At 70.0% G+C, this 6,797-nt stretch carries 5 protein-coding genes; 1 reads left to right on the top strand and 4 read right to left on the bottom strand.

Features of this window, described 5'->3' with window-relative positions; all coding sequences use genetic code 11:
* Positions 1-11: 11 nt before the first annotated feature.
* Positions 12-1,199 carry a snapalysin family zinc-dependent metalloprotease gene (locus C1I93_RS09965; RefSeq protein ID WP_111242957.1) on the bottom strand — a complete coding sequence of 396 codons (1,188 nt, stop codon included), beginning with the start codon at positions 1,197-1,199 and terminating at the stop codon, positions 12-14.
* A gap of 190 nt (positions 1,200-1,389) precedes the next feature.
* Here C1I93_RS09965 and C1I93_RS09960 point away from each other — a divergent pair, with 190 nt between their 5' ends.
* Positions 1,390-1,818 (top strand): SRPBCC family protein, encoded by a 429-nt coding sequence (locus C1I93_RS09960; protein ID WP_111242956.1) that lies wholly within the window; start codon positions 1,390-1,392, stop codon positions 1,816-1,818.
* Positions 1,819-1,824: 6 nt separating this feature from the next.
* On the opposite strand, the gene C1I93_RS09955 is transcribed toward C1I93_RS09960, so the two are convergent.
* The 3 genes from C1I93_RS09955 to C1I93_RS09945 all read right to left on the bottom strand — a co-directional run bounded on the left by C1I93_RS09955 (position 1,825) and on the right by C1I93_RS09945 (position 6,697).
* Positions 1,825-4,158, bottom strand: a complete 2,334-nt coding sequence (locus C1I93_RS09955) for an ATP-dependent Clp protease ATP-binding subunit (protein WP_181445098.1) — start codon at positions 4,156-4,158, stop codon at positions 1,825-1,827.
* A 30-nt stretch (positions 4,159-4,188) separates the two neighbouring features.
* On the bottom strand, positions 4,189-5,388 hold the full coding sequence (locus C1I93_RS09950) for an MFS transporter (protein ID WP_111242954.1): 1,200 nt from the start codon (positions 5,386-5,388) through the stop codon (positions 4,189-4,191).
* An 85-nt stretch (positions 5,389-5,473) separates the two neighbouring features.
* Positions 5,474-6,697, bottom strand: coding sequence for a HEAT repeat domain-containing protein (locus C1I93_RS09945; protein ID WP_111242953.1), 1,224 nt, complete (start codon positions 6,695-6,697; stop codon positions 5,474-5,476).
* Positions 6,698-6,797: the final 100 nt, after the last annotated feature.

Below are 6,797 nucleotides of genomic sequence, written 5' to 3'. Positions count from 1 at the left end.
GGATGGGGCTGTTAGGCGGGGAGGCCACCGACCTGGGTGTTGATCCAGGAGCGGATGGAGGAGAGGTCGCCGTAGACGGAGGGGGCGGTGGCGCAGGTGGGGCTGTTGTTGCCGGCGCGGCTGGTCGCGCCGATCACGTTCCAGACGCCGTTGATCCGGCGCACCTGCGGGCCACCCGAGTCGCCGTAGCAGGCGCCGGAGTTGCCGTTGGTGTTGTCGGTGCAGATCTCGTACGTGGCGTTGATGCCGCTGCACCGGTTGTCCGCCACGATCGAGGTGTCCAGCTCGTACGCGGTCGTCGGCGCCGAGCCGCAACCGCGTACCGGGCAGGTCAGACCCCAGCCGATGATCCGGGTGGCGGTGCCCACCGCGCCGGAGGAGGTCGGGATGGGGGCCGGCGCGTAACTGACCGAGCTGGAGAGCTGGAGCAGCTTGACGTCGATGCTGGGGTGGTTGACCGCCCGGCTCACTCCGACCACGGTGCCGCCGCTGCTGCGGTTGGTGCTGCCCACCCGCACCGACGACGGTGTCGAGCAGTGCTTGGCCGTCACCACCCAGTTGGCCTTGATCAGGGTGCCGGTGCAACCGGAGGTGTAGACCAGCCACGGGTAGTTCTCGGTGGCCGGCCGCCCGCCGACCACGAACGTCCCGACGTCACCGTCGGCGGTCCAGGTGTACGTCGTCGCGGTGACGTCGGCCGCGCTGCGGCTGCCCGCGAAGAGCTGGTTGACCTGGCTGGCCTCGGTCGCGCTGGGGTTGGCGTTGGTGCAGGAGACCGGGGCGCTGCTGCCGGACATCAGGTCGGAGCAGAGCCCGGTGCGCCGGTCGGGCAGACCGAGGATGTGACCGAACTCGTGGGTCGCGATGCGGGTGCGGTGGTAGCCCTGGTTGACCGCCTCCCAGCCCATCCAGATCCGACCGGAGCCGAGCCCGGTGACCTGGGCCCGGGGCCAGCCGTTGTCGACCAGGATGGTGACGTTGGCGGGCGTGCCGGCCACCAGCCGGACGTTGCTCACCCGGCTGTTCCAGATCTGGGCGGCCTGGTCGAAGTTGGTCCGGAACTCACCGGCCCGGCTGGCGTCGTAGTAGACGGTCCGGGCGGCGGCGGCGCTGGCGGCGGTGACCACCTGCACCCCGGTCGCCGCCAGCACCGCCGCCAGCGCGGCGGTGGCCGCGCGCAGCAGTCGTCGTCGGATCATCACGCACTCCCCTGCGGACTTCGCGGTGCACCGACACACCGTGATTGATGTGCGTGAATGTTAATGGTCGCCTTCGCGCAAGACCATCACAGTTACGTCATACCGTGGTCCACCACCACAGCCGGATCGAGTTCGCTTCCGTCGGCCGGTCGCGGACCATTTCACCGACCATTTGACTAAGCTGCCCGTCATGGCAGCTCACGACGATGACACGATCGTCCAGCAGACGGTCGAGATCGGGGCCCCGGTGCCACGGGTCTGGCAGGCACTTGTCGCCGCCGACGTCCGCGCCGGCTGGTGGAGCTATCTCGACCTGGATCCGGTCGTCGGCGGCAAGGTCACGGAGACCTGGGAGGGCCCGGACGGCAGCAACCAGACCACCGGCGTGATCACCGACCTCGTCGACGGCCGGCTGCTGGCGATGGACTGGGCCGACGACGGCTGGCCGGAGAGCACGCACGTGGAGTTCGTGCTCCGCCCGACCCAGGTCGGCACCGTCGTCGAACTGCGGGAGACCGGCCTCGACCGGCTGCCCGGCGGCGCGGAGATCGCCGCCGAGCACCGGGCCGGCTGGCAGATGCACCTCAACAACCTGCGTGCCCTGGTCGAGCGGAGCTAGGCCGCCCTACCCGACCGGCACCGGGTCCGTGGCGTCGGCCACCTCGATGCGCACCCTGTCCGCCACGACATCGGCCTGGAGCGTGTCGCCCGCGCCGAAGCGGCGGTCCACCAGACCGGCGACGGCGGGCGCGACGAGCGATTCCTGGATGACCTGGCGCAACATTCGGGCGCCGTGCTCGTGGTCGTACCCTCGGCGCGCCAACCAGGACCGCGCGTCGGCGGTCAGACAGAGCTGCACCTGATGGTTCATCAGGTCCTGCCGCACCTCCTCCAGCAGCAGGTCGACAAGTCTCATCACGTCGGCGTGGGCCAGTGGCTCCAGCACGACCACGTCGTCCAGCCGGGCCAGCAACCCGGCCCCGAGCACCTCCCGCAGATGGTGCAGGTGGCCGCCGTCGGCGCGATCGGGCTCGGCTGCGGTGTCGGCTGTGGACTGGAAGCCCACCGCGCCCGACCGGCGCAGCATCGACGTCTCGACACCGACGGTGGCCAGCAGGGTGGTGTTGGCGAAGCTGATGCTTCGCCCCCGCCCGTCGACGAGCACACCCTCGTCCAGGATCTGGGCGATCAGGTTCCGCACATCGGGATGCGCCTGGTCGAGATTGTCCAGCAGCACCACACAGTACGGCCGGCGCCGCACCGCCTCGGTCAGTTGCCCGCCCTGGTCGTGACCGACGTACCCGGGTGGCGCGCCGATCAGCCGGCTCACCGTGTGCGACTCCTGATACTCGCCCATGTCCAGCCGGATCAACGCCGCCTCGCTGCCCAGCAGATAGCTCGCGAGCACCTTGGCGAGTTGGGTCTTGCCGACCCCGGGCGGCCCGGTGATCAGCAGCGAGGCGAGCGGCCCGGTGCCCGAACGCACCCCGGCGTGCGCCCGCTGCACGGCCTTCGCCACGCTCGCCAGGGCCCTACCCTGGCCGACCAGCCGCCGGCTGAGCAGATCGACGATCTCGTCGCCGCGCTGCGCGCCCTCGGCGAGCAGGCGGCTCAGCGGGATCCGGCTCTGCGCCGACAGCACCACCGCGACGTCCCGACCGGTCACCGCCTCAGCCGTACGATCCGCCGCCGGGTCGACAGGCGCGGTGGCCGAGCTGCCGGGCTGGGTCTCGTACCACACCTTGCTGGCCGCCTCGTCCAGCAGGTCGATGGCCTTACCCGGCAGGAACAGGTCGGGGATGTAGCGGCTGGAGAGCCGGGCCGCCGCCTCCAGCGCCTCGTCGGTGAAGCGCAGCCCGTGATGCTCCTCGTAGTGCGGTCGCACTCCGCGCAGGATCCGTACCGTGTCCGGGACCGAGGGTTCCTCGACCACAAGTGGTTGCAGTCGCCGCTTGAGCGCCGGGTCCTTCTCGATGTGCCGGCTGTACTCGTCGAACGTCGTCGCGCCGATGAGCCGCAGCTTGCCCCGGGCCAGCGCCGGCTTGAGGATGTTCGCGGCGTCCACCGCGCTCTCCGCCGAGCCGGCACCGACGATCATGTGCAGCTCGTCGATGAAGAGGATCGATCCGGTGGCGATCACCTCGTCGACGAGTTGGTGCAGCCGCTCCTCGAACTGGCCCCGGTAGGTCGCGCCGGCCAGCAGTGACCCGACGTCCACCGACCAGACCGACGTGTCGGCGAAAGCGCCGACGGCCCCGTCCGCGATCTGCTGGGCCAGACCCTCCACGATCGCCGTCTTGCCCACGCCCGGATCACCGATCAGGACGATGTTGTTCTTCTTGCGGCGGCGCAGCACCTGCACCGTACGGACGATCTCGGCCTCCCGCCCCACCACCCGGTCCAGCCGTCCGCACCGGGCCTCCTCCGTCAGGTCCAGGCCGATGCTGCGCAGGACGGAGGATTCGCTGTCCCGGCCGGGGCCCTGCGCCGGGCCGGCGGACCGGGCCTGGCGCAGGGCGGTGACGACCGCGTCGTAGATCGAGGCGTCGGCGACGTTCGCCCGGACGAAGATGTAGCGGACGAAGCCCTTCTCCTCGCGGGCCAGTGCCAGCAACAGATGCGGCGGGCCCACCTCGCCGCCACCCGCCCGGTCGGCCTCGTCGCCGGCGATGTCGAGCAGGGTGTGCACGTGCGGTGCCACCGGCAGGTACGAGGTGGTCGGCCGCTGCTCGGCGTGCCCGTGCGGCGTCACCATCTCGCGGACGATCCCCTGCACCTGCGGGTAGCTCAACCGCAGCCGCCGCAGTGCCTCGGCCGTCTCACCCTCGGACTGCCGCAGCAGGGCGAGCAACAGGTGCTGCGGACCGACGTAGCCGTGCTGGAGGCTGCGTGCCTCCTCCTGGGCGAGCAGGAAGACGTGTTGCCCCGTCGGCCCGAGCCGCTGGAATGACGTTGTCATCTCCACCACCATCCGTGCGGGAAAGCGTTGTCACCGGGTCGGTTCGGCAGCGGTGTTCCTGGGCAGCCCGAGGCAGAGCCAGACCGCGGCGAGTCCGCACAGCGCCAGGACGATCATCGCCGCGCGCAACGAGCTGAAGTCGGCGATCCAGCCGTACGCCAACGGCGCGATCAGCAGGGCCCCGTAGGCCGACATCATGATGCCCGCCGCCACCGAGCCGGTGTTGGCGGCCAACGGTGCCGAGGCACTCAGGGCGGTCGGCTGGACGCCCGCCACGGCGAGCCCGAGCAGGGTGAACGCCACCACCGCGGCCGGCACGTTGTCGAACGCCAACAGTGGCGCCACCGCCACCAGGATCCCCACCGAGGAGATCAGCAACGAGACGCGCGAACCGAAGCGGGACACCACCGCGGCGTTGAGGAACCGGCCCACCAGCATCGCGCCGTTGAAGATCGCGTAGATGACGCCGCTGACCGCGATCGAGGCTTCCAGGTTGACCAGGTAGATGACGGTCCAGACGACGGCGACGGCCTCCGCCGCGCTGCCGAGGAAGGTGATCCCCGCGAGCTTGCGAAAGATCGGATTACGCAGCAGCGCGCCGTCGCCGGCTGCCTCCTCCTCCTGAAGGCCGGGGGCGAAGCGTACCGGCAGCGTCGCGAGCACGACCGGCACGCAGAAGACCAGCACCGACAGCGCCGCCACCGCGTGGTACGACAGTCCGGTGGCCAGCACCGCGCCGGTGGCCACGGCGCCGACCATCACGCCCGCGCTCTGCAGGCCGTGCATCAGGTTCATGACGTGCCGACCGGTCGCCTGTTCCAGGTCCATCCCGGCGGCGTTGGTCGCGGCGTCGAGCATCGCGAACCCGAGGCCGGAGAAGACCAACGCCAGGGCGAAGAGCCACAGGTTGGTGGTGACTGCGAGGACCAGCATCCCGGCGCCCAGCAGGGCGAGTGCCAGGACCGACTGCCACTTGCTGCCGAGCCCGGCGTAGAGCTGACCGTTGAACATCAGGACCAGCAGACCGACGAGCGGCAGGGCGAGTTGCAGAGTGCCGAAGACCCCCTCGCGCAGGGCCAGGTCGGCCATCACCTCGACCCAGATGACACCCTGTACGCCCAGCACCACCCCGAAGGCGATGAACTGCGCCACCAGGATGGCGGAGAGGGACTTCGGGTTCCAGTCCCGCGCCACGGGCGGGACGACATCGCGGGTCAGCTGCTGGTCCATGCATCCTCATCTCGAAGTGGTTACAGGGGGGCGGGGTGGGTCGAGGAAACCCCTCGACCCACCCCTGGTGAAGCTGTTGTCAGCACTAGGCCTTCGGCACCCGCGGGTCGGCGTCGGCCACCCCGTCGAGGTCCAGGTCCAGTTCGCCGTTGACGGTGCCGTGGCAGGGGATGCTGTTGACGCTCAGCGTGCCGTTGCCGGTGACGTCGCCGAGCTTGCCGCGGAAGGTGCCGTAGATGACGGTGTTGGCCATCTTGCCGACGGCCGGGTCGGCGGTGCTCACCAGCTGCACCGTGCCCGGCGCGACCACACCGCTCTCCAGGTAACGGTTGAGGTCGGTGTGCGCCCAGCCCCAGAACCGGCCGCGGACGCTGCGGAACACGCCGACGTCGCGCAGCCGCTGGCCACGGGCGCTGTCGGAGCCGTCCGAGGAGCGCCACTCGACGTGCTGCATGTTCTGCGGGCGGAGCCGCTCGGTGCCGGCCGCACGCGACAGCGACACCGGCGTCATGATGGCCGGGCCCTCCTTGACCAGGCCGGACTTGTAGAACGGCCGGATCGTGTTGGACTCGTAGACGTGCTGGGTGACCGTCTCGCTCATCGCGTACGAGGCGCCCCGGAACATGAACGTCTCGTAGTGGTTGGTGTCGTCGTCGTGGAAGCCGAGCAGTTCCTTCTCGATGACCAGGTCGGTCATGTAGGTGTCGGTGTTGGTGCAGGCCAGCACCCGGCCGAGGATGGAGGCGAACCAGATCGGCGACAGCCGCGCCTGCACCCAGCCCATGCCGGGGATGTTGACGTCGGCGAAGCCGGCGATCTGCAACGGCAGGGTCTGGTCGAAGGTGCGGTCGTTCTCCCACACCAGCTCGTTGTAGACCGTCGGGTGGTGCTCGCCGGTCAGCTCCTGGAGGAAGAGCGACGCCCAGTCCCGGACCTCGGCGTGCTCGTCGTGCAGGGCTTCCCGCAGCACCGGCACGACGTTCGCGCCGCCGTGCTTGACGAGCAGCCAGAGCAGGTTCCAGCGCACCGAGGGGTCCGACTCGCTACGCACGTGCCGGGTCAGCGCCTCGATCGACTGCCCCTGGTTGCGGTGGGCGTACTCCCACAGCGCCCGCTCGCGCTCGGCGGCGCTGGTGCTCTCCGTCGCGGCCCGCAGCAGTTCGCTGTCGTTGCGCTTGTCGAAGTTGGCCAGCTGGCTGACGGCCGGCGCCCCGAACTGGAACCGCTCGGCGATGTCCTGGTGGGCCTGGTCCTGGATGAGGCGGTTGAGTTCCGCCGCGCCGACCTGGCCGGTTCTCTGGTCGAGCATTCTGGCACTCCTCGTATCTGCCCGTCGGGGCGTTCCCGATGCTTTGTCAGTGCGTTTTCGCCTGACGTTCTCAGGATGCCGCCGATCAAATGCGATTACT

It is taken from the genome of Micromonospora endophytica, from assembly GCF_003236305.1.
GTDB classification, from domain to species: Bacteria; Actinomycetota; Actinomycetes; order Mycobacteriales; family Micromonosporaceae; genus Micromonospora; species Micromonospora endophytica.
Note: the sequence above shows the minus strand (reverse complement) of the source record. Positions and strands in the feature narration are given on the sequence as shown.

What these genes read in the sequence shown, in the direction of transcription:
- C1I93_RS09965 (WP_111242957.1), bottom strand. Translation starts at nt 1,199, where the DNA reads ATGATCCGACGACGACTGCTGCGCGCGGCCACCGCCGCGCTGGCGGCG.
- C1I93_RS09960 (WP_111242956.1), top strand. Translation starts at nt 1,390, where the DNA reads ATGGCAGCTCACGACGATGACACGATCGTCCAGCAGACGGTCGAGATC.
- C1I93_RS09955 (WP_181445098.1), bottom strand. Translation starts at nt 4,158, where the DNA reads ATGACAACGTCATTCCAGCGGCTCGGGCCGACGGGGCAACACGTCTTC.
- C1I93_RS09950 (WP_111242954.1), bottom strand. Translation starts at nt 5,388, where the DNA reads ATGGACCAGCAGCTGACCCGCGATGTCGTCCCGCCCGTGGCGCGGGAC.
- C1I93_RS09945 (WP_111242953.1), bottom strand. Translation starts at nt 6,697, where the DNA reads ATGCTCGACCAGAGAACCGGCCAGGTCGGCGCGGCGGAACTCAACCGC.